27 protein-coding genes are annotated in these 25,245 nt (G+C 45.2%); 4 read left to right on the top strand and 23 right to left on the bottom strand.

What is annotated here, in order from left to right:
- Positions 1-29: 29 nt before the first annotated feature.
- From AC1DXF_RS00860 to AC1DXF_RS00930, 15 genes are all read right to left on the bottom strand, one after another.
- Positions 30-1,268, bottom strand: a complete 1,239-nt coding sequence (locus AC1DXF_RS00860) for a hypothetical protein (protein WP_477445138.1) — start codon at positions 1,266-1,268, stop codon at positions 30-32.
- A gap of 6 nt (positions 1,269-1,274) precedes the next feature.
- On the bottom strand, positions 1,275-2,300 hold the full coding sequence (gene traM, locus AC1DXF_RS00865; protein ID WP_477445140.1) for a conjugative transposon protein TraM: 1,026 nt from the start codon (positions 2,298-2,300) through the stop codon (positions 1,275-1,277).
- A gap of 1 nt (position 2,301) precedes the next feature.
- Positions 2,302-2,529, bottom strand: a complete 228-nt coding sequence (locus AC1DXF_RS00870) for a hypothetical protein (protein WP_477445142.1) — start codon at positions 2,527-2,529, stop codon at positions 2,302-2,304.
- A complete protein-coding gene (traK, locus tag AC1DXF_RS00875) occupies positions 2,526-3,143 on the bottom strand; it encodes a conjugative transposon protein TraK (RefSeq protein WP_477445144.1) in 618 nt (205 codons plus the stop codon). The genes AC1DXF_RS00870 and traK overlap by 4 nt, the downstream gene beginning before the upstream one ends.
- 5 nt (positions 3,144-3,148) lie before the next feature.
- Entirely contained in the window at positions 3,149-4,351 is a 1,203-nt protein-coding gene (gene traJ, locus AC1DXF_RS00880; RefSeq protein WP_477445146.1) for a conjugative transposon protein TraJ, read from the bottom strand.
- Positions 4,352-4,410: 59 nt separating this feature from the next.
- The gene (locus tag AC1DXF_RS00885; protein WP_477445457.1) at positions 4,411-5,010 is read right to left on the bottom strand and encodes a TerB family tellurite resistance protein; all 600 of its coding nucleotides are present in this window, start codon (positions 5,008-5,010) and stop codon (positions 4,411-4,413) included.
- 34 nt (positions 5,011-5,044) lie between these two features.
- A complete protein-coding gene (locus AC1DXF_RS00890; protein ID WP_477445148.1) occupies positions 5,045-5,728 on the bottom strand; it encodes a hypothetical protein in 684 nt (227 codons plus the stop codon).
- Positions 5,715-6,383 carry a conjugal transfer protein TraI gene (locus tag AC1DXF_RS00895; protein WP_477445150.1) on the bottom strand — a complete coding sequence of 223 codons (669 nt, stop codon included), beginning with the start codon at positions 6,381-6,383 and terminating at the stop codon, positions 5,715-5,717. Before AC1DXF_RS00895 ends, AC1DXF_RS00890 begins: the two co-directional genes overlap by 14 nt.
- Positions 6,380-6,682, bottom strand: coding sequence for a hypothetical protein (locus AC1DXF_RS00900; RefSeq protein ID WP_477445152.1), 303 nt, complete (start codon positions 6,680-6,682; stop codon positions 6,380-6,382). The genes AC1DXF_RS00895 and AC1DXF_RS00900 overlap by 4 nt, the downstream gene beginning before the upstream one ends.
- A complete protein-coding gene (locus AC1DXF_RS00905) occupies positions 6,679-9,138 on the bottom strand; it encodes a TraG family conjugative transposon ATPase (RefSeq protein ID WP_477445154.1) in 2,460 nt (819 codons plus the stop codon). The genes AC1DXF_RS00900 and AC1DXF_RS00905 overlap by 4 nt, the downstream gene beginning before the upstream one ends.
- On the bottom strand, positions 9,125-9,433 hold the full coding sequence (locus AC1DXF_RS00910; RefSeq protein WP_477445156.1) for a DUF4133 domain-containing protein: 309 nt from the start codon (positions 9,431-9,433) through the stop codon (positions 9,125-9,127). Before AC1DXF_RS00910 ends, AC1DXF_RS00905 begins: the two co-directional genes overlap by 14 nt.
- Positions 9,430-9,726: a DUF4134 domain-containing protein gene (locus AC1DXF_RS00915; protein ID WP_477445158.1), complete on the bottom strand. Its 297-nt coding sequence runs from the start codon at positions 9,724-9,726 to the stop codon at positions 9,430-9,432. Before AC1DXF_RS00915 ends, AC1DXF_RS00910 begins: the two co-directional genes overlap by 4 nt.
- The gene (locus AC1DXF_RS00920) at positions 9,723-10,238 is read right to left on the bottom strand and encodes a hypothetical protein (protein WP_477445160.1); all 516 of its coding nucleotides are present in this window, start codon (positions 10,236-10,238) and stop codon (positions 9,723-9,725) included. The genes AC1DXF_RS00915 and AC1DXF_RS00920 overlap by 4 nt, the downstream gene beginning before the upstream one ends.
- A 233-nt stretch (positions 10,239-10,471) precedes the next feature.
- Positions 10,472-11,317, bottom strand: a complete 846-nt coding sequence (locus AC1DXF_RS00925) for an RteC domain-containing protein (RefSeq protein ID WP_477445162.1) — start codon at positions 11,315-11,317, stop codon at positions 10,472-10,474.
- Positions 11,314-12,573, bottom strand: a complete 1,260-nt coding sequence (locus AC1DXF_RS00930; RefSeq protein WP_477445164.1) for an aminotransferase class I/II-fold pyridoxal phosphate-dependent enzyme — start codon at positions 12,571-12,573, stop codon at positions 11,314-11,316. The genes AC1DXF_RS00925 and AC1DXF_RS00930 overlap by 4 nt, the downstream gene beginning before the upstream one ends.
- Before the next feature lie 180 nt (positions 12,574-12,753).
- On the opposite strand from AC1DXF_RS00930, the gene AC1DXF_RS00935 reads away from it, so the two are divergent.
- The 3 genes from AC1DXF_RS00935 to AC1DXF_RS00945 all read left to right on the top strand — a co-directional run bounded on the left by AC1DXF_RS00935 (position 12,754) and on the right by AC1DXF_RS00945 (position 14,380).
- The gene (locus AC1DXF_RS00935) at positions 12,754-13,362 is read left to right on the top strand and encodes a Crp/Fnr family transcriptional regulator (protein WP_477445166.1); all 609 of its coding nucleotides are present in this window, start codon (positions 12,754-12,756) and stop codon (positions 13,360-13,362) included.
- Between the two features lie 70 nt (positions 13,363-13,432).
- Positions 13,433-13,918 (top strand): MauE/DoxX family redox-associated membrane protein, encoded by a 486-nt coding sequence (locus AC1DXF_RS00940; protein WP_477445168.1) that lies wholly within the window; start codon positions 13,433-13,435, stop codon positions 13,916-13,918.
- A 138-nt stretch (positions 13,919-14,056) separates the two neighbouring features.
- Complete coding sequence (locus AC1DXF_RS00945) at positions 14,057-14,380, top strand: hypothetical protein (RefSeq protein WP_477445170.1); 324 nt, start codon at positions 14,057-14,059, stop codon at positions 14,378-14,380.
- A 200-nt stretch (positions 14,381-14,580) separates the two neighbouring features.
- Here AC1DXF_RS00945 and AC1DXF_RS00950 read toward each other — a convergent pair whose 3' ends face one another.
- The 7 genes from AC1DXF_RS00950 to AC1DXF_RS00980 form a co-directional block, all read right to left on the bottom strand.
- Positions 14,581-15,519: a hypothetical protein gene (locus tag AC1DXF_RS00950; protein ID WP_477445172.1), complete on the bottom strand. Its 939-nt coding sequence runs from the start codon at positions 15,517-15,519 to the stop codon at positions 14,581-14,583.
- A gap of 9 nt (positions 15,520-15,528) precedes the next feature.
- Entirely contained in the window at positions 15,529-16,443 is a 915-nt protein-coding gene (locus AC1DXF_RS00955; RefSeq protein ID WP_477445174.1) for a glycosyltransferase family 2 protein, read from the bottom strand.
- Positions 16,444-16,466: 23 nt separating this feature from the next.
- Complete coding sequence (locus tag AC1DXF_RS00960; protein ID WP_477445176.1) at positions 16,467-17,819, bottom strand: hypothetical protein; 1,353 nt, start codon at positions 17,817-17,819, stop codon at positions 16,467-16,469.
- Positions 17,820-18,223: 404 nt separating this feature from the next.
- A complete protein-coding gene (locus tag AC1DXF_RS00965; RefSeq protein ID WP_477445178.1) occupies positions 18,224-19,600 on the bottom strand; it encodes a RagB/SusD family nutrient uptake outer membrane protein in 1,377 nt (458 codons plus the stop codon).
- A 17-nt stretch (positions 19,601-19,617) separates the two neighbouring features.
- Positions 19,618-22,812: a SusC/RagA family TonB-linked outer membrane protein gene (locus AC1DXF_RS00970; protein ID WP_477445180.1), complete on the bottom strand. Its 3,195-nt coding sequence runs from the start codon at positions 22,810-22,812 to the stop codon at positions 19,618-19,620.
- A gap of 31 nt (positions 22,813-22,843) precedes the next feature.
- Complete coding sequence (locus AC1DXF_RS00975) at positions 22,844-23,401, bottom strand: TlpA family protein disulfide reductase (RefSeq protein ID WP_477445182.1); 558 nt, start codon at positions 23,399-23,401, stop codon at positions 22,844-22,846.
- Between the two features lie 140 nt (positions 23,402-23,541).
- A complete protein-coding gene (locus AC1DXF_RS00980; RefSeq protein WP_477445184.1) occupies positions 23,542-23,817 on the bottom strand; it encodes a hypothetical protein in 276 nt (91 codons plus the stop codon).
- 378 nt (positions 23,818-24,195) lie between these two features.
- Between AC1DXF_RS00980 and AC1DXF_RS00985 the strand changes: the two genes are divergently transcribed.
- Positions 24,196-24,477: a helix-turn-helix domain-containing protein gene (locus AC1DXF_RS00985; protein ID WP_477445186.1), complete on the top strand. Its 282-nt coding sequence runs from the start codon at positions 24,196-24,198 to the stop codon at positions 24,475-24,477.
- Here the strand turns inward: AC1DXF_RS00985 and AC1DXF_RS00990 are convergent, their stop codons facing one another.
- Positions 24,478-25,101: a TetR/AcrR family transcriptional regulator gene (locus tag AC1DXF_RS00990; RefSeq protein ID WP_477445188.1), complete on the bottom strand. Its 624-nt coding sequence runs from the start codon at positions 25,099-25,101 to the stop codon at positions 24,478-24,480.
- Positions 25,102-25,245 lie beyond the last annotated feature (144 nt).

Raw genomic sequence — 25,245 nt, forward strand, 5'->3', positions numbered from 1 at the left:
CCCTCCTTTAAAAGGGAGGGCTTACTGACTTAAACTTTCATTTTAGCGCCTTTACTTTTGCCTTGCTTTTTTGCCGGCGCATCCTCCTGGCCCTGCGCTTGCTTTTGATCCTTTTTCTGTTCATTTTTAAATTCCGGCTTTTTATAATGTTCCAGTTGCTGCGCTTCGCCTTTCCAGTTCGTCAGGTTAACGCGGTGTTCGGCGGGATTGGCCTCTATAAATAATTTGACCTCCTTGCCATCCTTGATCGCGGTAACCTGGTGGCGGTTGCCTTTTTCGAGCGACTTCATCAGTTTTTCACGGGCACCGTCCTCGTTGATACCAACAATATCCAGTTTATCGATGGCGCGTTCGGGTTTATAGTTCCAACCGTCTGTAAACGGCCTGAGCTTATAATTGCCGTTCTCGGTCTTGTTCTCCTTGTCAATGACGATCCAGGCATTGTATTTTTCTCCTTCCAGGTTTTCAAGCTGTTTGTGCACCGCCCGGCCCTCCATAAGGTTATAGGCTTCTTTGGCGGTAATGCCGCCGCTTTTATTGATATAAAAGGTTTGCTGCATTTCTTTATCTCGTAAGGCGGCATCGTATTTATTGAAAAAATACATTTCGTTCTGGTCGCCTGCTTTATAGTGCAGGGTATAATCAACGTTTTGCTTATTGTACGTTTGTTCACTGTTTAAGGTAAATTCCTTTTCGCCTGACTTGATGTTTTTTTCCAGTTCGTCATTGAGTTTCTCGCCAAACCCCAGGTTCAGCAGTTGCTTTTGCAGGTAACTTAAATTTTCTGTATTCATAACTTTTTGTGTTTTAAGTGATTTATCATTTGGAGCAGCGAGATAGGCCGCCATTGCCTTGCGTGTCATCGGTTGCTGTACCGCCCATATATCGTGTTCCTGGTTTTGATCTTTATAAAGGACCGCCAGCGCCTCTACGCGTTTTATATCTGGTTCAAAGAGCCGGTTGATATCCTGATTTTCAATGGACAAAAGGGTTTCGTAATGTTTTAATTGATAATCGCCCCCGGCGTTTTGTTCATATTCAAACCAGGTGCGCAGTTCATTGCCCTTTTCTTGCTCCCGGCAATTGGCCGTGAAAATTGGGCATTCAGCGGCCATAATGTTTTTGCGCAAAGTGTTGACCAACACCGGATCACTAAAGCCCAGGTCAGCAAGTTGCTTGGTGAGTTCAAAAAAATTCATTGCCCTGTCCATATCATAATCATCCATGTAATCCGTTTCACGCGGGTCCATATTTAATTCGTCTTCCATGTTCGTTTATTTATTGATCTTTAACAGTACAGGATATTCATCCTTCAATTTGACCTTGACCTTTTTAACTTTTTTGCTGAACAACCCTTTAGCCGCATTGACGCCGCCCGCTGCGGCTTGTGCGCCGATGCTTTGGTCCATCGTCAGAAACTGCATGCTTTGGAGCGCATTGTCGGCACCTGATCCCGCCGCGTCACCGAGTTCGGCTTCGGGCGCGGGTATGCCGGGCATACCGTCCAGGCTGAATACGGTGAGGTTGACCGGGATGATCTGCTTATCCAGCCGGATATTTTGAATGGTCAGGAGCAAACGCTGGTTGGTGACCTGGCAAACGCCGAAGATTTCCTGTCCCTTGGCTAAAAACTGGTTTTTCAGGGTTACGGTATCGGTCAGTTTCAGCTTGACAGCGCCGCCATCCATCACCTTTTGTTTGCCATCGATGATAGCAGGTATCGCCCGGAAGGGTTTGGCTGGTTCTGGTATTGCTGTCTTTTGTTTTACCGACGCTGGGTTTTGTATCGCCTGTATCTTATCCAGCATGCTGTTCAGTTGCTGCATTTCAGGATCAGGCGCATTGCCGCCGCTATTCATATGCCGCATCATTTTTTTGAGCTGCTTCATTTGCTGCGACTCCGGTTCTTCATCATTGCCGGCTTGCTGCCGTACTTGCTGCGGCTGGCTTAATTGCTTATTCAATTGTGCCAGTTTCGCCTGTATCTTTTGCGCCTGATCGTCCGGCGTGGCAGTGGAATCGGCCTTTGGTGGTGCACCTTTATCCAGGCCCATCGACTTTAAAAAGGCCGGGCTTACGCCGTCTTGTGTCGAATCATGCTGGGCAGCCTGGTATACCGCCATTTTATCGGTTTTGCCTTTATCCTTGAATTGTGCCTCAGGCAGGTCAGTGTCCAGGCCCTTATGGTTTGTTATGGGCTGGCTGCCGGCTTTGCCGCCGCCTAATGCCCAGAAGGCCATGGTCAGGAAAGGGATCACCAATAGCGGTAATACCAAAAGGAATTTTCGTTGCTTTTCCATATCAGTGTTTTTTAAAGGTTAATGAATCTTTGAATTGCGGCCCGGATGGCTGGCCGATATGCTGCGGCACCGGGATCGGCTTTATTTGCGCATCGAAATGACTGTAGCGGATACTCAGCGCCAGCAGACACAGAAACACCGCGCAAAACCCGAAATACAAGAGGGTTTGTGTCCATTCGCCGCGCGTGTTGAACCAGTCATTAAGCCGGTAGATGTAGCTGCGTATCATGGGGTATTGATGGTGGTGTCACGGTTAGCGATGGTTTCCCAATGCTCGATCAGGAATCCGTGCGGGTTATTATCCGAACGGCCGACATTGCGCAGGTAACCCTGCGTAACCAGTAGCTTATTGATGGTGGATGTGGCGCGGATCAGCTTTTCAGTAGCGAAGCATTTGAAAGCATACGGATAACTGTTCATGTTCAGTTGGATACTGTCGACCGTCAAGGTCTGGCTGATGTTCCCGGAAATGAGGTTATTGTAATAGCTCTTTTCTTTCAGGTCGTTATACTGGTTACGTGCGCTTTCATCAGCAAGGTATAGGGCCTTGCTGATATTGCTTTCAATCACTTTTTCATCGGGATCGAGCGTGAAAAAATAGTGATGGAACATCCTGATATGGTCGCGTGCTTCGACGGGGATATTGTCTTTTCTGTCGGCGGCGATGGCTTCCAGCGCCTTACCGTTTGCCAGTACATAGATATGTGCCGACGCTTTTTGGTAAGCGGCAAAGGCAAAATAAATAGCCGCAACGGAAATCAGGGCACTGGTCAATATCACCAGGGCGACAATGCGTTTATTCTGCTGGAAAGCGGTTTCGATATTTCTGAGGTGGGTGAACATGATGCTTATTTTTTAGGGTTGCCATTTAGTTTTTCTGCCTGCACATCATCGGAACCGGCCGAGCGGTAGCCGTCGGCGATATGCCCCGGCATATTGACGACGTTTTTAGCGCCTTCGGCCATTCTTGAACCGGCGGCCATCCCAGCGGCATAGGAAGTGGATTTTACTGAGCTCAAGCTGATCGATGTCAGGTTGGTGACTTTATTTAGTAAACCGTTACCGCCACCGGGATTGATGATATAGCCCGCAACGGCAGGTACCGTAAAATAGCCGACCGTACCGATCAAAAGAAAGATCAGGTAAGCCGTATCCGTGGAACTGAAGAAGGTATCGCCCGCGCTTTGAACTTGCTGGATATCCAGTTTGAGCATGTTTTCCTGTACTTTCCCGATGATACTGCCGAAAATATTGGCGATCGGTAACCATAGAAATACGTTCAGGTATTTCGCCAGCCAGGTCGTCAGCGTATGCTGGAAACCGTCAAAAACAGAAAGACCGAATACCATCGGGCCGAGAATGGCCAACACGACCAGGTAAAAGGTTCGGATCGTGTTGATACAAAGTGCAGCCGCTTCATAAACCACCTGCAAAATCTCAGACATCCATTGTTTTACACTGTTGCGGAATTTGTAACTTGCCTTATCCATGGCGAATTTCACATCATTGCCTAAGCCGGACAAGACACCTTCGTTTTCGCGGTTGGGGTCATCCGGATGTGTGTACTTATACCATTTGTCTTTATCGCCCTCGCCGTTGTCACCTACGTACATTTGCCAGGTATTCGTTTGTTCTATAGCCGCCTCTTTCTGCGCGAGCAATTTGGCGATAGCGGCATCTGAATTCTTGACCATACCGCCCGTAGCGGTGACAACCGGATTCATCACACCGTTGATCACCGCGATCACTGTTGGAAATAACAGAATGGCCATACCTAACGCGAATGGCCGCATCAAAGGATAAAAGTCAACAGGTTCGGCACTGGCCAAATGCCGCCACACACGGGCTGCGATATACCAGAGCGCGCCGAACCCGGCGATACCACGGGCTACACCGATCAATTGGCTGCACATGGGGAGCATTTCGGAATAGACATTATCCAATACGCCTTGCAGGCCATGAATATCATCCGCCAGCCCTTCCGCCCTGGAAAATAAGGGAATGAGCATCCCCGTCAGCACCAGTACGGCGCTTATTAATTGCTTTTTCATAAAATTGACTTTAGTTTTTTCGCACTGTTAATGTTTTTTCAAATGCGCTCAAGAGCGTTTCACTGAGTTATGCCATACAGCCGCTTGAGCGTTTGCGTATCATTGAGGTCCTTGCTTCGCTGCAAACTCAGCATCACCGCTTGCCGGTTAAAAAACCGCAGGAATTGTAATTGGTCAGAACTGCTGTTATAAATGCGGTCAATGGCCCGAAGACGGTCATCATCAGACATCCGTAACTGCCCGGCAGTCGTGACACTGGCCAGGTCATCAATATTGGCATCGCTTTGCCTTGCCAACTGGCTGAACACATTATTAATATAAATGAGTTCACTGTTGTTGAATGTTCCGCTTTGCCGGAACAGGCTGGTATAGCGCTTATACTCGCTGAGAATATCGTTTTGCTGGCTCATGATCTGGCCGACCCTGGGATTATTACGCACAGCGGGGTTAACCGCCATTAAGCCGGTCAGGTAAACATTATGCAGGTCAAAATTGCCTTTCGATAAATTAGAAATAGTACCGTAGCCTTGCTGGTATATCTGGTAACCCTTTTTCATATCGGACAGAATTGCTTTAAATTGGGTTAGCTTTTCGATGTTCAGCAACAATTGCTGCAATTCATCGCTTTGGGCATGGGCCTTGATGTTAAAAATCAGCATCAAAATCAATACAGCGCCACAGCGCTTGAGTTTGTTAATCCTTTTCATATAGACGATTTAAAGTGATTACTTCATTTTTACTCTGCTGCTTTTGCAGCACATAGACTTTAACCTGGCTGCCAAAGGCAGCTGCAAAGCGGTAATTATCCTGCATTGCAGCGTAAAGGCGGGCGATCTGCCGGATACGTTCCTCGTCGCTCATTTCGGTTTTTTGATCCATTAGTACCGTTTGCAGGTCGTTTAAGCGGGCATCACAGTCGTTTAATAAAGCGGCACAAACTTTACTGAGGTAGCTGCTTTCGGTAACTGTAAGGCCCTGCTGACTTTTGATGGCCGACGTTTGCTTTAAAATATCCTGTTGCCAGCGAAGGATGTCCTTGACCTGTGGGTTATTGCTGACCGGAACACTGACTGTTTTCAGGTGAGTATAATAACTGCTGTGTAAGCCATATTCATTACCGATATAGCCACCAATGGAACCCAGACCGCCTTTAGCGATACCGTAGCCTTTTTGCAGATAGCCGCTGTAAATCTGTAAGGCAGCGATCTGCTGCAATAAATATTTTTTTTGCGTTTTCTTTTGGCTGAACCACTCCGCAAAGGTTTGGGCCTGAGCGCAATGGCTCATTGCCGCCGTTACCAAAATAAAAGCGATTAATGTCTTCGCTTTTTGGCGAAGGCCGGTTGCTTGTTTCAAAAGCTGTTCAACGGATGCCATAATAGTTTTTAATGGTTTGCACTTCGTTTAAATCCTTGCTGCGGTGCAGGCTGAGGATCATATTCTGATTGTTATATTGTTTCAGGTCACTGTAGTTTTCATCCAGTCGGTCACCGGCCTGGTTAATGGCTTCAAGTCTCTGCTGGTCGGTCATCTGGGTTTTACCGGGATTGACGACCACCATGATCTGGTCGAGGTTCTTGGCGGAGGCATCCAAAATGCCCAGGTAAACCCGCTGCATTTCATTGATCTCTTCGATACGGAAATGTTTATCCGATTGAAAAAGCTTCCAGGCCCGTTGATATTCGCCGACCAGGGCCACTTGTTGTAAGGTAAGGGTCTTAATGCGCTGGTAATAGGCGATGGTGGATTTTACCTGCCATAATTCCTGGTAGTATTCATCGTACAGTGAACGCTGCTTTTCGGACCAATTGGAGATCTCGTTCAACCTGAACCTGGACAGTTCGTTCTCCAATGTTTTTTGTGCGTTTTGCAGCCAGATGGTCTGGTTCTGCATACGCTGTACCTTCAGGTCGATGGCTTTAATCACTTTTTTAACGACCAGTTTGACTGCTTCGACCACAGGTATTTGTGCCGAGCTTCGGGAACTATATGCCAAAAGCATTACTATTATGAAAATTCGAATTGTTTTCATGGCAGTGGTGTGTAAAGGGTAGTACCTAATTGTACTGTGTTATCCTTAAACTGAATTAGTGGTGCATCAGGGCTGTTCATGGTCCAAATGCGCGTTTTGAATTCTTTTGGCAACAATTTTCCACTAATTATTTTTTTATACCCGGTTTTTTTGGTGATCACAGTATCTCTAATAATAAGGGTATCATCGGCGATGGAAAATTTGCCTTCCGTATGGTTTACATAGATGCCGTCATGGGACTTTGTTTGGCAGGCTGCAAAGAGCAGAGTAGCCAATCCGAGTTTGATTGTTGTTTTCATGCTGCGTTATTTTTAGTTTGTTCTTCTTCCCGGACAATAACCGCGATGGCTTTGCGGATATCGCCGTATTTCTTTTTGTAAGCTTTGACTTTGGCTTTTTCCGCTGATTCCGTGGTATAGGTCCAGTATTCTTCGCGGCTTACCTCGGTACGGTAAACCCGTGATAACTGACCGTTCAGGCTGATGAATACTTCCTTGTACTTATATCGCTCATCATTGGCCCGGTTCATACTCATAATGAGCGCGGTTTCCTTATCGGTGATACCCAGGAGTTGCTGGATTTTCGGGAAATCGTTCTGGTACTTGCGCTGATCCAGTAATATCTTGCAATCGCTGTTATTAATAATGGCTTGTTTAACGACCGGTGAACTGATGATATCTTCAATGTCCTGGGTAACCACCAATGCTTCGCCGAAATACTTCCTTACCGTTTTGAATAAATACTTAATGTATTCGGCCATACCTTCACGGGCAATGGCTTTCCAGGCTTCCTCGATGAGGATCATTTTACGGGTTTCTTTGGATAGTTTTCGCATTTTAGACACGAAGGTTTCCATGATGATGAGTGTCACCACCGGGAACAGGATCGGGTGGTCTTTAATATTATCCAGCTCAAATACGATGAAGCGGCGATGCAGCAGATCGAGGTTTTCGGTCGCGTTGAGCAGGTAATCATATTCACCGCCTTGATAGTAGGGCCGCAACACAAACAACAAATTGTCGATATCGAAATGTTCATCTTTCACTTTACTCGCTTTCATGGTTTGGTAAAAAGGTCCTTGTAAAAACTCGTAGAAAGAATTGAAGCAGGCAAACTCCGGGTCAGACTGGTAGTAATGAAACAGCGCATCGGAGATCGCGATGTATTCGGAGCGCTGTACGCCTTCATCTTCTTTTTTCCAGAGCGCCAGGATCATGGCCTTGATGCTTTCCCTTTTTTCGGTATCCAGCAGGTCGCCTTCACCCACGTAAAATGGATTGAAACTGATCGGGCTGTCTTCACTATAGGTGAAATAATAGCCGTCCACAAATTCGCAAAGGCCTTCATAGCTATGGCCGACATCGACCAGCACGATATGCGCGTCCTGCTCATAATAGCTGCGCAGCAGATGATTGGTAAAAAACGATTTGCCGCTGCCGGACGGCCCTAAAATAAACTTGTTACGATTGGTCGTGATACCGTTTTTCATTGGTTCATCACTCAGGTCAACGTGCAATGGGTTGCCGCTCAACCGGTCGCCAAGCCGGATACCGCAGGGTGAAAGACTGCTTCGATAATTGGTTTCCAGGTTAAAAAAACAGGCCGCCTGTTCGGCGAAAGTGTCAAATGTGTCATTCATCGGGAAGTTGCCAGCGTTGCCGGGCAGGCCCGCCCACCAGATCTGCGGTGCGCCGTCCGTTTCCTGTTTGGGCTGCGCGTCCAGTTGGGACAGCGCCGAGCTGACTTTGTTTTTGACATTTTTTAGTTCTGCTTTATCGTCCGTCCAGGCCAGGATGTTGAAATGTGCCTTAACCGGAAGCCGTTGCTGGCTGATCGCTTCGTTCAAAAACTCCTGGGTGGCATCACGGCCGATTGCGTTTTCGCGGGAGTAGGCCGAGAGCGATTGCAGGCGCAGCTTTTTGGCTTCCAGTTTTTTGAGGGTCTTGGCACTGTCTTCAATAAATAGATACTGGTTGTAAATATGGTTGCAGTTCAGCAGTGCCCCAACCGGGGTGGCAAAACCGGTGCTGAACTTCGTTTTATCGGTACTGTACTGGTCGTAAGTAATGCGCGGCCCGCATAGGGCAGGCAGGTTTTCGGCTTCGGCCAATGTATAGAGCTGGCAGCGGTTATCGCCGATCCGGATCTCGTCGTGCAGGTGAATGTCTTTCAGTTCCGGTTCATCATCCTGGCTGAGCAGGAAACAATATTGCTCCAGAATACCTGGCGTGACCAGTGTACCGGCAAGATCGTTATCGCCCAACCGGCTTAAGGCCACCAGACCGCTGTCTTCCATCACCCGTTTGAACTGACCCGCGCTATCCAGGAAATCACGGAATAGTTCCGCGTCGGTACTCTGGGCCGGGGCGAGGCGTTTGCGCAGCAAACTGCTGGCCGCACTGCTCACTTGCTTGTAGTTGTCCGGCCTTTTGGTCAGGATGATATGGCAATGGTGCGCGAGGTAAGGACGTTCGTTAAAAAAGCGTTCGCTGGCATGGCTCAGAAAGGTTTTGTCTCCGAATGTGGCCTGATATGTGGTTTCCACGAACCAATCCTGTTTATGAAAAATACTGTTCTTTGGAAGTAGTTTAATCGCTTTTACCCAGGTCTGGTGAAAGGCCATATACTCATCATTGGACAGCGTAAACAGTTCGGGCAGGCGTACCTCGAAAGCGATGCTTAACTCACCCTGCACCGATAATAAGGTATCATGTTCGACCTTATAGATCGGGAACACTTGTTCAGCGTTTTTCATAAAACAGCCTCCTGGTTTTAAATTTTAAATAAGTGGGCAAATATTTTCGGGCATTTTTTTTCATCAGCCCGTACTCGCCATACTTGTGACTTAAATGAAATACCTGATGAAAGAGCAGACCACCCAAACCCACAATGACGGTCATACACAGGTAGACGGGCGTGCCGCCCAGGTACAGGAGCGCGAACAGGACCAGTAAAACGACCAGGCCGCCGCCTAAATAGCCGATGTATTGCCCCCGGAGTCCTTTAAATTCAATGGGACGGTTAATGCCTTTGTTAATCTGGTAGCTCATATGCCAAAGAATGATTTGATGACCGTGGCGACAACAACGAGGAAAATCATACTGCCAAACCAACTGGAGGCCACCTTACCGGTATCTCCCTCACCATCGTTCCATTTTTTATAGACTTTGATTGCTCCGACCAGCCCGACGATAGCCCCGATAGCATACATCAGATTGGTTCCGGTCGCGAAATAACTTTTTACCTGGCTCGTCGCTTCGTTAATGCCCGCGTTTCCGTCCTGGGCTGCTGCACTTCCTACTGCCAGCAGCAGGAAGCAAAGGATTTGAATTGATTTTTTCATGATGTAAATGTTAAGGGCCATTCACCGGCCTGGATATTAAATGGAAGTTTACCGGCCGCGAAAGTTTTGAGCGAGGTGATGACTGCAGGCAGGCTGATCTCGTCGGCAAAGACTTCGTATTTGTCCAGTAAGAGTTTAAAAAGGGAAAGGAACTCTGTTTTATTATCATTGTCTCCGTAGGCGTCAACGAGTACCATAGCTTCGGCCAGCAGGTCGTCAGCAGGCCCTTTGGGAAGCGTCTGATCACTGATATCGTCGGGTTCGGCGGCTACAAATAGCAGCTCTTCTGCCGGGTAAAGTCCGGTATCGGCTTCGGCTTTAGCCGTGCCCATAACAACATTCAGTTTATTGGCCACCGGCGGTACCGCGCTTTGAACCGCTGGCTTAATCTTTAACCAGGCAGCCAGTTCTGTGCGGTAATAGCGCAGGGCGATATAAGCATACCAGGCAATGCTCAGGAGGAGGATGGCAGTCAGATATTGCTGCCAGGAGATCGCGTTTAACATACTCATTTATTTAAACCCGGCGGCACCATGCCGAAGGGCAAAACAAAAGTGGGGATGTTACATTTTTTTATTTCACAACATCACCGCAGGTTGTATTATTTGGACGGAATGAAGGTTTAATGTAGACGCATATAGACTGAAATAAAGGTAAGAAGAATATTATCTTAGCCCGGTCCATCACATCTCCGGTACGCACAAAAACAAATCTTTTGATCAGGCTGAACGACCTTGTTCAGGGTTCAGGCGCTCAATTTATCATTGAGCATCCGAAGCAGGCCATCTGTTAACTTATTCAGAAATATCGGTATGGCTTTCTTTCGACGGCCTATGTCGATGATCTTGTGATAAGATTCCTTGATCTCCATCTGGAAAACGAATTCGAAAATGCTGACCAGTTCACTCACATCAATATTGCCGTTGTTCACCGAACCAGATGCTTTCAGCGAATAAATGAGTTCAATGGCATCGGTAGGGCTTGCCGTCCAGTTCGGATGCTGATAAGGGAATACCTTCTGGCCGTTTAAGGGCACCATACCCTCGTTACCGACCCTGGCCAGTTCCAGGTTCAGATAGTCCCTGAACTTTTCATGGGCCATGATCTTGGATAATTTATAGTCATGAGAAGTGCTGTACTGTTCGTCTTCTTCAAAATCTTCCAGTTCCATCAGCACATCGAAACCGCCTCGGGTGTAGTAGATGTGGTCCATATGCGCACTGCCGGAACGGTAATACTGGTAAAATGCCTTGTTGTTGTCAAAAAAGCGCTGGAGATCGGAAAGGTAAAAATTAATATAGGCACGTATAGCCTCTTCCCCGCCGGGAGGCAACTGCATTAAAAAATTGTAAATATTGATGAAATAGATGTACTTGCTGTAAAAGAGCGGTTTTATTTCTTTAAAGAAGTAAATCTCTTCCGCCGTATTTTCAAAAGAATAGCTGGATATATAGCGCTTCAGCTTGGTCATGGCTTTCTTACAGATCAGTACGGAAACCCGGTACTGCCCGGTCAATGTCGATTCATTTAAGGTAGCCTCGGCCAACTGGTTTTCCAGGGCGGCGTGATACCGTTCAGCTATTGTTTTCATAGTTTGCCTGATAAATGTAGATGGTGGTCAATATCACTAAAAGCGTTCAGCACTTTATCCAATTGTTCCCGCGTATGGGTGGCCATAACATTCATCCGGATACGGGCGTTCTTTTTGGAAACGGCGGGATACATAATGGGGTTGGCATAAACGCCTGCATTAAGCAGCAGCTTTCCGGCTTCTAACGTTTTGGGGATATCGCCGATCTTAACGGGGATAATGGCTGAACCTGTAGTGCCGACATCGAAACCCAGGCTGATTAATCCATTTTTCAAGTAGTTAATGTTTTCCCATAGCCGCTCACGCCAGATAGGTTCCTCATCGATCAGTTCGATGGCTTTGACGATCCCCAATAATGCCGGTGTTGCCGTCGTGGAAAATAAGTGCTGTTTCGACTGGAATTTGAGGTAATTGACCAGTTCGGGCCTAGCGATCACGTAGCCGCCGATATTGCCCAGCGCTTTGCTGAAGGTCCCGGTGATGATATCTACCTGTGCAAACAAATCAAACAGTTCGATCACGCCTCTGCCGCTATCGCCGACGACACCGATCCCGTGTGCGTCGTCTACAACCAGGTAAGCACCATAATGATGGGTCAGTTCCGCGATCCGGTCGAGGTAAGCGATATCGCCATCCTGACTGTACACGCCGTCGACCACCACGAATTTATTGCGGTAAGCATACTGCGCCTTGGAGAGGATCTGTTCCAGGTGCTCCAGGTTGTTATGCAGGAACTGCTTGGTATTGGTGGTGATGATGCCTTCATAAACACTGGCATGAACCGCCATGTCTACAATGGCAATATCTTCCTGGTGGAGAAGGCATTGCAGCGTCGCGCTGTTGGCCGTATAACCGGTCGTATATAAAATGGCATCCGTTTTTTTATAGAACCCTGCGATTTTCTGCTCCAGCAGTTCATGGTAAACAAAATGGCCCCCGATGGCCGGTGAAGCCCCTGAGCCGGTGCCGAAGCGGCTAATCCCATCGATGACGGCCGCTTTGATCACGGGATGCTGGCTGAACCCGAGGTAGTCGTTTGAAACCAGGCACACGGCTTTGCTTGGCGTGCTGTTTCCCGGCAACAGGAGTTCCATTTCCGGGCCGACCGGGCTCAGGGATTCGATCCGGTAATTCAGATGTCCGTTTTCTTTTAAAAAATCCAGGTATTCCTGGAATGCGGCGGCAGTTTGAAAAGCATCCAGCCCGGCGATGTTTTCAAAATCTTTAAAACTCGCCTTGTTAAAATCTATTTTCATACAGGTAAATGTTTGAGTACGTTGAAGATAAGTATCCGAATTGGAGCGTTCGGTTACATGGAAATAATTATTCATATTATATTAACAATTAGGAAACATTAGGCTTGATGTAACCACTTAGCCCAAATCGGACTGTTAATTTTGAATCGCCGGTCCGTTACAGGTTAATATAGCTTGTTCATGGACGAACCTTTTTTAAGATTTAATAGACCGCTTATGCTCACAGCGCAATTGCTTCAACATTTGTCCGGGTTAACCGACCTGTCCGGCCCTTTTAAAGAAGAGCTGTTATCTTCCATGCATCCGGAGTATTATAAGCCGCATCAGATCATTGTCGGCGAAGGGCAGATAGAAAACCGGCTTTGGTATATGGGCAGCGGATTTGCCAGGTGTTATTTCCATGACGGCGATGGAAATGAACAGACGATCAGGTTCTGGGCACCGGAAGATATTATCTTTTCATATCAGGGTTATTTGAAAGCACCGTCTGACGTTTATATAGAAATACTGGAAACTGCCGAACTGTTATCCCTGACCTATAAAAAACTTGACGCCTTGTTAAACAGCTACCCGGAAACAAAAGTGTGCATGCGGGCCTATCTCTTAAGGCAATTGCGAACCGATTTCCGGCGCACGGTCCTTAATGCCATGAACTCAGAAGACCGGTACCGCGCATTGCGAAAGGAAAACCCGATTGTATTCAAATATGCCCCTTTAAGAATGATCGCTTCTTACCTGGAAATGAGCAGGGAGAGCCTGAGTCGCCTCATTTCCAGGGATAACATTTAGTTGTTCGTCATGCCGTATGGTGAAAAACAAAGCGGTAAGCCGTGATTTATCAGGTATCAATTCGTGCCGTATGACCTTTACCTGGCCGGTTGGGGGATCTACTTTTGATGATCGATCCTATCTTATGAAAACCAGTGTCCTGCTTGATGTCATTATTTTTCTTCTGATCCTGCTCTTTGCCTACACGGCTTTCAGCAAGTTGATGGATTTTACGGAATTCAGCGGCCAGATGCAGCGCCAACAGCTGCCTTCATGGACCGCAACGATACTCATCTATACTTTACCTGGCATAGAATTGCTGACTGCGGCTTTACTCTTTCATCCCGCCTACCGAAGGGCGGGATTAGTTTTAGCCGGTATCCTGATGCTGCTGTTTACCCTTTATATCGGGGCCGCATTAGCCAATATTTTTCCCCAAAAGCCCTGTTCCTGCGGCGGCGTATTCACACACATGGGATGGAAAAGTCATTTTTTGTTCAATATCTTCTTTTTGCTGTTAACGCTTACCGGAATATATATCACGTACAGGGAAAGGAGGCTACGACAAAAGCATTAAGCCCTTATTGCTGATCCCAACGAACGACTGTCGTTGATCATGCACAGGATAAGCCGAAAACCTGGCACAGAGTAGGCGTTATTGTTTAACATCCATTTAAAGTTTTCGCACCTTTTGATGTAAAAGGTGTTTACAACCATGAAAAGACAATTTTTAGGCCTGGCGGCCATCGCGATCGCTGTAAGTGCAAGCGCATTTACCACCGCAAACAAATTCAGCACTTATTTTTACCGCTATACTTCCAGCTCTCATGCCCAGACTGATATTCAGAATATCAGCAATTACGTGCGTCAGGACCTGACATGCGGTGATGGTGCCAATGTATGCGGCGTATACCTCCAAACCAATAAACCTACCGGTCAGCAGCCGGTAACCAGCGAATTCAATGCGGAACAGTCCGCCTTGTGGTCTTCACAGCAAAACGGCAGCCCGAGTGATGGCAATATTGATATGAAGGAATAATTCAGTTATAAGCAGCGGGTTCGGTATAGCGAACCCGCTACCAAGAGGCTGTACCAAATCACGGTGCGGCCTCTTTTTAAGTAATCTTCGGTATGCCGAACTATTCCACTCCCGACGGTGGCTTATTTTCGAGCTATTTTATCGAAAAATTGCTAAAAATGGGAAATTTGGGTGATGATATTAAGATAATTTAACTATAATCATAAAAACGATTGATAATACTCGGTTAGTAATTTTACAATCTTGGATTTTGATGGCTCTTGCTCGATCCATTGAGGAAAGGCAGGGTGAGGATTAACCTCCCAAATAATAATTTCTCCGTTTTTATCGTATGAATAATCGATAGCTCCAAAATCTAAATCTAAAGCCATGATCGCTTTTGAAAAGAATTCCTTTTCTGTTGCACTATATATCCCTTGCATAAATTGCCGCTGTTCATTTTCCGTTTCCTGATTTCTGATGGCATTGTCTCCATGTAAGTACCAATCTCTTGAAATATGCAAATTGCCGGTCACTGCATCAGTTCTTGTACTGAAGGCTCTGTAGCGTCGATATAAACCATCTGAAAATTTTGTATCAATCCATTGTATAGCCACCTTACCACAAAAATGTTCTCTATCTACAAACCATTTATTTGAAAAAGCTCTTTTTAGAGCAATAAAATTGCCAAAAGGTCCCTGCATCGACTCTCCATAACTATCGTGTCCTGCATCATATCTGACAAATAATGGGTATATTGACTTATCAATACTTGTTAATTCATCTAAAGAAATAAAAGGAAAACATTCGGCAACATTGAAACCTTTGTTTTTTAATATTTTCAATTGAATTGATTTAACCGAATTTGAAAGCGCATCAGGTTTATTAATAAATGGAATGTTGTTTATAATGCAATATTCTTCTATATACTTAGCAGATAAGTATTCTCTCTGATATAATATTTTAAGTGGGTCTCTGTGAAAAAAAGCGACTGCACGATAATTTTTTAAAAATGAGATTTCAGTATCTAAATTACTTTGATAAAGGAAATCGATTTTTTTTTCAAAAGGGTGCTTCAGCTCTTTTAAAACAATTTTGAATTTATTGTAATATTGCCAAGGCGTATCGTTGGTAATTATTGCGCAAATCTTGTCTATCATATTTATTTGCTATGGTATTGTGCCTAATTTTCTATTGCTATCTAAAAAATAATCGCGCTCTGTAATCATTTTGATTGCTAAATCAATGTTATGTTGGGCAACATACAACAGGTCTAACATTTTACTTGGTTTACTTTGGTGAACAGTAATAGCAATACTCTCATCAGTGTAATTTGGATAATAAGTTCGAAATATTTCAGGGTATAATTTAACTGTATTATACACCATTTGCTTTTCATCAATTTCATGTTCTGAAATACGCAAGGTCGAATTATGTATGCGATACAAATGATATGGCCCCTCAAAAAATGAAATATCGTTTTTCTTATTTCTTAAAAATCGAGAATTAAGTAATCCAACGGCGAATGACCAATCTTGCCATTTCAAAATTGATTTATCATATCCTCCTGAAGCAATGGCATCCGATTTCCGAAAAATTATAGAGGTAGGACAATGATGCTTTTTTAGAATAAGTAATTCATTTACAGKGTAAGATGATATAGTTAGGCCATGAAATTCCCCAAACATTAATGACATAGAATGAACAAAAGCAACATGGTTATTAAGTTCCAATAAATCAATAGACCTATCCATATAGCTCCCCAATTTTAAGACAATCGGATCGATGTTTAGTTTATCGTCTGCATCCAATGGTAAAATATATCGAAATTTTGCCGCTTGCAACCCTGCATTTCGAGATTGTTGAACACCTTTATTATTGACGAAATTAATTATTGTTATTTCAGGTAATAAACTGAGCCTCTTTAAAATGTTATTGGTAATTGCATCCGTTGAAGCATCGTTTATTATTATTATTTCAAAAGAATATTTGAACGACTGAAATCTTATAGATTCGACAGCCTCTTCTAAAAAATAGCCAGAATTAAAGCAAGGTATTATTATACTTAGTCCTAATTTCGCCATGAACATTTGTTTTAAAATAGGATTTATAAGCTAAAACTTACGGGATAGCCTTGGTCTTTAATCGATTCAATTAGTGTTTGAATTATTTGCATTGGGCCTAAATGAGATTCCAGCCGGCTAAGATTTTCCTTTCCGTCAATCCATGCGTTAAATAGTTCCAAATTACTCTCTGTATTTGTAAAATTATCGAATATCTTTTTCGAATTATACATTTCTTCTTTTAATAATCCAGCATTACTCCTTGTTGCAACTTCTGCATAATTTGTTATTTTGTTTATCTGCCCGTCAACAACATTTGGAATTTTGAGTACTCTAATAAATGTGGAGAATATAGTAGAAAGTTGAATTTCTATCGTTGTCGCTGCAATTCTTCCATTTTTATTATAAAACTGTTTAGGCAGTTTTTTCCATGTTCGAATACTTGGAGTTGTTTGTTCAAAGCAAAGCGTTCCAACCGTTAGTACTTTACCTCTTGTTAGATTGTCAAGTCGAAAGGTTGTTGTTATATCTGTTTCACCATATTTATCTACTTGGTCACCAATATTACCAAAATCTTCCAATTGATAACTCATAGTTTTAGGTATTCTGGAATCCTGATCTATCGGAAAGGCAGCAAATGAACTTAATGTAACTAAAAACTCATCTTGGGGATACACAAGCCTATTCAATGACAAAAATTGATATATAAGGTCAATGTAATGGTAAGCGCCATGCATTAACATTCCATATCCATATTTATATGGATGGTCTTCTCTGCTTTTAAATTCTTCATTTAAGTTCCAGACGCCAGAATTTGTGCTTAAATGGAACGATGTGATTGGGGCCTGATATTTTAAAACCTTGTCTAAAACTAACTCATACAAGTATTTATTATAAACTTTATGATAACGGCTGAAACACATCACTGAATGATTGCCATTTCTTACCTTTATTGCATCGGCCAAATGTTTCATTCTGATGTTTATTTCAGATGGGCAGAATTTGCTATTTTTGAATGGTGCAATGATTGGCTTCTCTACAAGAGAATCTATATCGTCCCAAATACATTGTTTCAAGTAAAGTTCGTGAGCTTTTACCTCAGTAGCTATAAAAACTTTTATCCGGGTATATGAATGCTTTAAAACGCGAAAGACATTCTGAACTTCTTGTTGACTTCCCCAATTGTCATTGATCTCATTAATCCCCAAAAAATAACAGTTTTCAGGTTTGAAAATGGAGCGCTCAACGCGATCTAAAACTTCAGACCGAGCGGATTCCAAATCAACAATTGAATAAGAACTTATCTTTCCATTATTAATAGCCTGGCCTATAGTTGATAAATACTTTTGAAGTTGCACTTCTCCAAATCCAATTATTACCAAATGAAAACTTTCCATATTCTTTCATCAATTGGTTTTTGAATAAGATGCAGTTAAAAGTAGTTATATGAGAGATAAAAATAACAAAAAAACCCATTATTATTAGTAATGGGTTTCAAACTTTGTGGTAAATCTTCGGTAGTGCATAAATTTCTTTGCTCCTAAGGTTGGGCTCGAAACAGTTTCTATATTCAAATTAAAATGATCTTTTTTGACCCTTGTAACTTCTGTTGTAAACTCTTTCCTTCTTGCAGAACATTCATAGTTTATCTCGAGTACTGATACTGGATTTTGGAGATTGTAAAATCCAGTATCCTTTGCAGCTGTTCAAAGTTAGCGGTTCTCAAACTATTATAACGCAAGTTGCCGCAAGTTTTCTATAAAAGGGTTCTATATTTTTGCCTTAACCGCTGGTAAATTGATCAGGGGTTTTGTGTGAGCCCGCTGATATTAACGGCATTCCTGTCCAGCTGAAAGGTATAGCGTAAACCACCCGGTTGCAGCGCATACCGGGTTCCGCTTAGGTTACGGTAAAGCATTTGCGCTGTAACCGTCTCCTTATTCAGCCGCCGCAGATCGGTCCAGCGCAGCGTCCGGTATAAAAGTTCCTTCCGCCTTTCCTGTAAGATCAAAGTCAGCAGCTGACCGGTATTGGTCGTTGTGGCAGGTATAAAGGTTCCGGTTTTGTAACGGGAAACCAATAGCGTATTCAGATCATTGAGGGCAGGCTGTGCATTGCCGTTCCTCACCGCCGCTTCCGCCCGGACCAGCAAAACTTCATCGGTCGCGCAGCCTGTAAAAAGCGAAGCGTTACTCAAACCCGTGTAGTTCCCTTTAAATGCTTTGCTTCCATTCGAATTAGATTTAAAGAAGACCGTCTTTCGCAGGTCATTGGCAGCATAAGATTGGAAGAGCAGCGTATCGATGCGGGCCCTGGCTGCGGACAAAGCCGCGGGCGGCGATGTCCGGGCGTCATAGATCACTTCATCATTAAACTGTTTAAACGGGATCGATGAACCGGCGCTGACCGTATTATAATCGATGAGCGTATGATACAATTGCAAACAGGAATCCGCATAGCGGCCCGCCTGGTCATATTTCCGCATGGAAAGGTAAACACGGGCCAGCACCGCGTAAGCGGCGGGTTTGGACGGCCGGTATTTTAACAAAGGTGATGCGGGCAGTAGGGGAACGGCAGCTTTAAGGTCAGTGATGATGGCCGTATAGGTAGCCGCGATCGTTGAGCGTACCGGCAGATCGGCGATGTCGGATTTCAGGCGCAGCGGAATGCCCAAATCAGTACCAGCCGTTTGCTCATCATAGGACGCCGCGAATAACTGGGCCAGCGCATAATGATAAGACCCTCTTAAAAACAGGGCGCTTCCCCGTATTTCGTTCATTTTCGCCGGGTCGCTGCCCGGCAGCTTATCCAAAGTTTCCAGCATGATGTTCGCGTAGAAAATGCTGTTATAGGGTGCCGTATAGTCACCGCCGATGTCATCGTACTTTTGCCACAGATAGAAATTCCGCTGCCGTTCAACCAGGCTGGCATAATCCGCGTCCGTAAGGTAAAAATTATCGGCGCTCACCTCCGAAGCTGAAGGATAATGCGTGTTCAGCGCCGCATAGTTATCCAGCATGCCTTCGAGGTCATCGATGGTCGATGGCGTGGTTATTTTCTGGTCCGGCTTTGCTTCCAGGTATTTCTTACAAGACGGCATGGTCAATACCGTGACCATTAGCAGGGCTGACAGGTGACGGATGTTCTTCGATTTATAAATAAGGGTTAAGACTTTCATATCAAAAAATTTAGCGGTTAAAAATTAACTTTCAGGCCTACGGAATAAGTACACGGGGGCCTAATACCATACAGGATATCAGGGTCAATGCCGGATTTATTCGCTTTCCAGAGCAGCAGGTTCAACTGGCTGGCATAACCATAGATCTGTACAGACTTCAGGCCCATAAAGGGATGTGGCGGTACGAAATCATAACCCAGGTAAACATCATTCAGCTTGATATTGTCCGCGCGCTCCACGTTGATCGCGGCATAGTGATAGAAATTATCCCGCAAGGCGTTAGCCGGGTAGACCATCGATGGAACATTCGTTGACTTTTCGTCACCGGGCTTCATCCAGCGCTGGTCATATTCCGAATATCCGGTGCCGTAGGTAAATAAGGTCGTATAATTCAGCGTCGGCCGCCGGAAGTAATAACCCAACTTATAGGTGATATTGACCGCCAGAGAAAAATGATGCCAGTCAACGGTATTCCTGAACGTGCCGAACAGCGGCGGCAGGGCCGGTCCGCTGACCACCTGCTGCTGTACCGGGTTTTTGGCGATGGCCTGGTAATCCTTGCTGGGTTGGCCATTGACATAACCCATCGGGTCACCCGTCTGCGGATCGAGCCCGGCCCATTGATAGCTTACAATTTCGTAAGGATTATAGCCCACAACAGGGAAGATATAGTTCCCGTCGCTGACCAAACCGTCCGCCGAAGGCGGGTTGAGGTTTTTGGAAACTTTATAGGATACATAATTTAACAAAAGCGTCGTCCGCCATTTCACCTCGCGGTTCAGGTTTAGCGTATTCAGCACCACATCAAAGCCCTTGGAATCGATCGCTGCCGAATTTTGCAAAGCCCCGGTCATCCCGACCGTCGGGTCAAGGATCACATTGTTGATCAGGTCGGTGGAATTCTTCTGATACAGGTCTATCGAGCCGGTTATGCGGTTGTTTTTCGTGCCGAAATCAAGTCCGGCGTTCCAGGTCCTGACCTGTTCCCAGCGCAGGTAGGGATTCGGCGGCGACAGGATATCTACGGAAGGCAGATTGATAGGTGAACGCGAAGGATCATTGTACTGGATCTTCGTCAGCGCCGAAGCGGTCAGGGACAGGTTGCCGCTCACGCCGTAAGTTAAGCGCATGTTCAGTTGCGGTAACCAGCCGATCTTGTAGAACGCTTCCTGGTCGATCCGCCATAAAAACCCGGCAGACCACAACGGCACCCACTTCTGATTGGTATTCACACCGAAGATATTCGAGGCATCCCGCCGGGCACTTCCGGACAGCGTGTATTTCCTGTTGTAGGTATAAGCGGCATTGGCATAAACCGAAACAAAGCGGTTCGTTAACTGATCGACACTGCTGCCATAGGGAATATAGCTGTTACCGTAAATGCCGTCGAAAGTAGGATAAGAATTGGCATAATCCACACCGGCGGTTGTGGCAGTGTTGGCATCATAGCCATATAGCGTACCCGTAGTGATATGGCTTTGAGTTTCCCTGACCTCGGTACCGGCAATGGCGGAAAGTTCATGTTTGTCCCCCCAGGTATTGTTGACATTAAGTTGTCCCCGTATGGACTGCGCCTTGTTCACCAGGTCGCGCGTGTTCAGTATGCTGCCTTTGGGTACGATATAAGTTACCCCGGTCGGCGTTACTTGGCTGAACCGGTTGATCAGGTCACGCGTGGAAAAGATAGCCAGGCTATTATCATTGGTCGTATTGTTCCAGGATTGCTGATATTGGTATTTCAGGTCCGCACTGAGCCAGGGAAGCACTTTGTAAGAGGTTCCCGCATTTAATAACAGGTCATTCACGGTTGTCGTATTGTCATTGTTAGCTAACTCCTGTAAGGGTCGGTATTTCCAGTCCAGCAATTGACCATGGCCTGCCGTGTCGGTGTATTGCCCCCGGTAAAAGACATCAACGGCAGCCGGGGTACCGTCGGGGTTGACCAGCCGGGCATAAGGAGAAATATTGCCCGTAAAGCTATAACTGCCATACCCGCCCGGACTGTTGGTAGTCGCATCGGTATGCGTAAAAATGATATCCGTTTGCAGCTGCCACTTTTTGGTCAGATCAATGCTATTGTTGGAGCGCACCGTAATCCGCTGGTTGCCGTTCCCTTTAAGGTTACTCAGGTTTTTGTCATAGCCTGCCGACATAAGGTACCGGATATGGCTGCCAGAGCCGGTCAGGTTCAGCGCATATTGCTGAACGGTTGCCGGGCGATATAAATATTGTGTCATATCATTCCGCACATCCTGTCCGGCAAGTCGGTTGATCTGCGCATCGGCCTGGGCCTGGGTGAGCGTGCCATCCTTTTGTTGTTGGAGGATCTCCACCACCTGGGATATCGGCGGGTGCGTCGGATCATTGAATAAGTTAGCATAGTTGCCCTGCGCGAACAGGTATTTTTCCAATCCGATAAAACTGCCGACGGATAGCTGGTTGGCGGAAAACAGGTTGAGCTTGGGCGATAAGGTGATATTCGAATTGACCGTAACTTTAAGCGGCTGGTTAAGCCTGGCTTTTTTGGTGGTAATGACAATGACACCGTTACCGGCACGCGCTCCCCAAATCGACGAAGCAGCGGCATCTTTCAGCACGGTTATGCTCTCAATATCATTGGGGTTGATGTTGTTGATATCACCGGCATAAGGGAAATTATCCAGTACAATGAGCGGCGAAGCGGCATCGTAATTCAATGTGCTGAGGCCCCGGATCTGTAGAGTGCTTTGGTTCGGATTACGTTTATCGATCAGGAGGCTGCTGGTCAAGCCATCAAGCCGGCTGATGATATCGCCGCTGACGCGCTGATTCAGGACCTGGTTATCCAGCTTATAAAAGGAGCCGGTCGCTCTTTCTTTGGGAATATCCTGGTAGCCGGTACTGACGACCACTTCGTTCAGTTCGCTGATCAGCGGTTCCATTTGGATACGGAGCGGCAAAACCGTGGCCGCACTAACGGGTAATCGTATGCGTTGATAACCGATGTAAGTGATCACCAGGGTATCGGGCGAATGCCGGATGGCGATACTGAAACGGCCACCGGTGTCCGACGCGGACGAAGTTCGGCTGACCGCAAAGGTCAGCGTCACCCCGGTAAGTGGCAGGCCTGCCGCGGTGCTGACCTGTCCCTGGACCAGTTTAACCTGGGCAAAAGCGATCCGGGGCAAAAAGAATGGGATGAGCAATAGAAAAGGGTAATATTTAAATTTCATGGATGAATGATAATGGTTAAAAAAATCTGTGTTAACGTACCCTGTCTGTCTTTACAGGGAGATCGATCCGGCCGTATTTGATCAGGTGCTCCACGTTTTGCCCGGTCACCTCTTTTTTACCGGTAATGGCGACTATCATACCCTGTTGGTTGATCCAGACATAATGCGGCAGCGCCGTAAAACGGAAATAATTGCTGCACACGGTATCCTGTACGGCTACCGGCAGGTTTGGCCTGGTGCCGGTCCTTTTGAACAGGGCATTGATCTTATCCGGATCATCACCCGTCTTTTTACAGTTGATCAGAAAGACTTGCAATCTGCCGCCGAATTGCCTTTGCAGGGAAGCCATATGCGGCAACCCGTTAATGCAGTTACTGCACCAGATTGCCCAGAAATCCAGCAGGATGACTTTGCCTTTGAAGGCAGCCAGTTTGGCGGTGGCGGTCTTGTAGTAGAGCAAGTTGCTGAGCGTGATATCCGGTACCTGATCACCGATTTGAAGCGGGATTATGGGTTTGGGTTGCTGTGCAGCTACCCGGAAATTCAGGCATAGCAAAGCCAGTACGATGTAAATCGTTATTTTTTTCATGAGTGTTGAATTTGAATAATAGAACAGGAAGGGAACTCTATGTAATAGCAACCCGGTCAATATTAACTATTAACTGAAACCGGGTTGCCATTATCCCTGGTCATTCGGGAGGACAAATGACCAGCAGCCAGATACTTGATTTACTTGTCTTCATGATCGGTTTTAATTTGATTTTCAAACAAGGTTTGCAATACCTCTGCACGATGATAGATTGAACTGATTAAGTTGGGCATGCCGGGGAAACCATTTTGTTGCAGGGTATTCAAATCCATTCCTTTTTCCCGCAGGTTACCGGTGAACCAATCGTCTAATTCCCTTTGAAACTGCTCATAGGGTACATGATAAAACCGTTCCATTATCCCGGTTAGGGTACTGAAATCGGGTTGTTCACTAAGTGGCGTCAAATCTTCCATCATCAACGATTTTAGGTCATAGTCATGGAGTCTGCAGGAAGGGATTGGCTTTAAAATACTACAGGCATGGTCCCAACTTATTACATCGGAAGGGTTGACACGCCCGTGAACGTAAATAAGAAGGGATACCCATACCTGTAGCATGGGCATTCCAGCTTCTCACCTTGCGTTCATTTGAAAGTGTCAATTTTCCGATGCAAGACTCAAAGCGAATGCTTCAATTTTTTTCGTGAAGTATTCGCAAAATTAATATAAGCTTTTAAAAAGGCTTATTCATTTTACATTTATTAATTATTTATTAAATCAAATATAAGAAATAAAAATAAAATTAGGTAAAATTTTACCTAATTTTTAATCAGAATTCGATCTCTCTTTGACTACATGGGAAGTCAATATCGGGATCAAGAATTTATTAAGAAGGTTTGTCAAAAGATCATTGAAATCCGAAATAAAAAAGGAATCGTTCAAGAAGACTTAGTTGATCGAACAGGCTTTGGGATAAAGCAGATAGGTAACATAGAAAGAGGTGTAAGTAATACCTCTATAAGTAACATCGCTGCAATCGCAAGGGCATTGGAAGTTCATCCGAGAGAATTATTAGATTTTGATTTCGAAATCCCACAATATTCACCATTAAGAAAGACCCGAAAGAAAACTACATAGCTAAATTACTTTGGTTTCTTCATGATTAAAAGCCCAACCGACGGTCTGCTCAATAGCTTTTAATATTTCGTTTTGCCCGTAAGTAGAACTGACGTCAATATCGCAAAACATCCCGCCATTAAAACGGCTGTGTAGAATTGTATAATAAATGCCGCCAACCAACAAAGCTGCTACGGCCCTGAAATTTACTTTGTTATTTTGAAAATGAACATCTGTCATCTCCAGAATTTTCTGGCCGTTAGTTTCACGGGCATTATGGATACTCGTCATTAAAGGGCTTTCACCTGAAAGTTCCCAATGGATCAAGCGCTGCATGTCCGGCTCTGAAAGGAAGAATTTAAATTGGTTTTGAAGAATCTGGCTGATTAATAACTGTAGGCTCTCCGGCTGGCTTTCCTGGACTAACTGGTTGGTCTGTTTGAAAAACTCCAGCCAATAATCGTTTTCAACAACATAAGTTTCGACCAGGTAGTCTAACTTTCCGAAGTAACGGTAGATCAATCCTTTATTTACCCCTGATTTTCTGGCAATATTATTTACACCGAGTGCACTGTATCCCTCGTTTTTTAATATCTCGCCTACGGCATTGATTAAACGCTTTTTGGTTTCCTCCTTATTTTTCATAACGGTTATGATATATAATTAGGAGGAAAATTCACCACCAAAACTGTACCAATATTCTCAATAGGAGTATTAGCGAGTTATGAAAAATATTTCGGCACCATCCTCTGACTCTTATTTATGCAAGTCTGTTTATTTGTACAACAA

This window comes from Mucilaginibacter sp. P2_A5 (assembly GCF_056404995.1).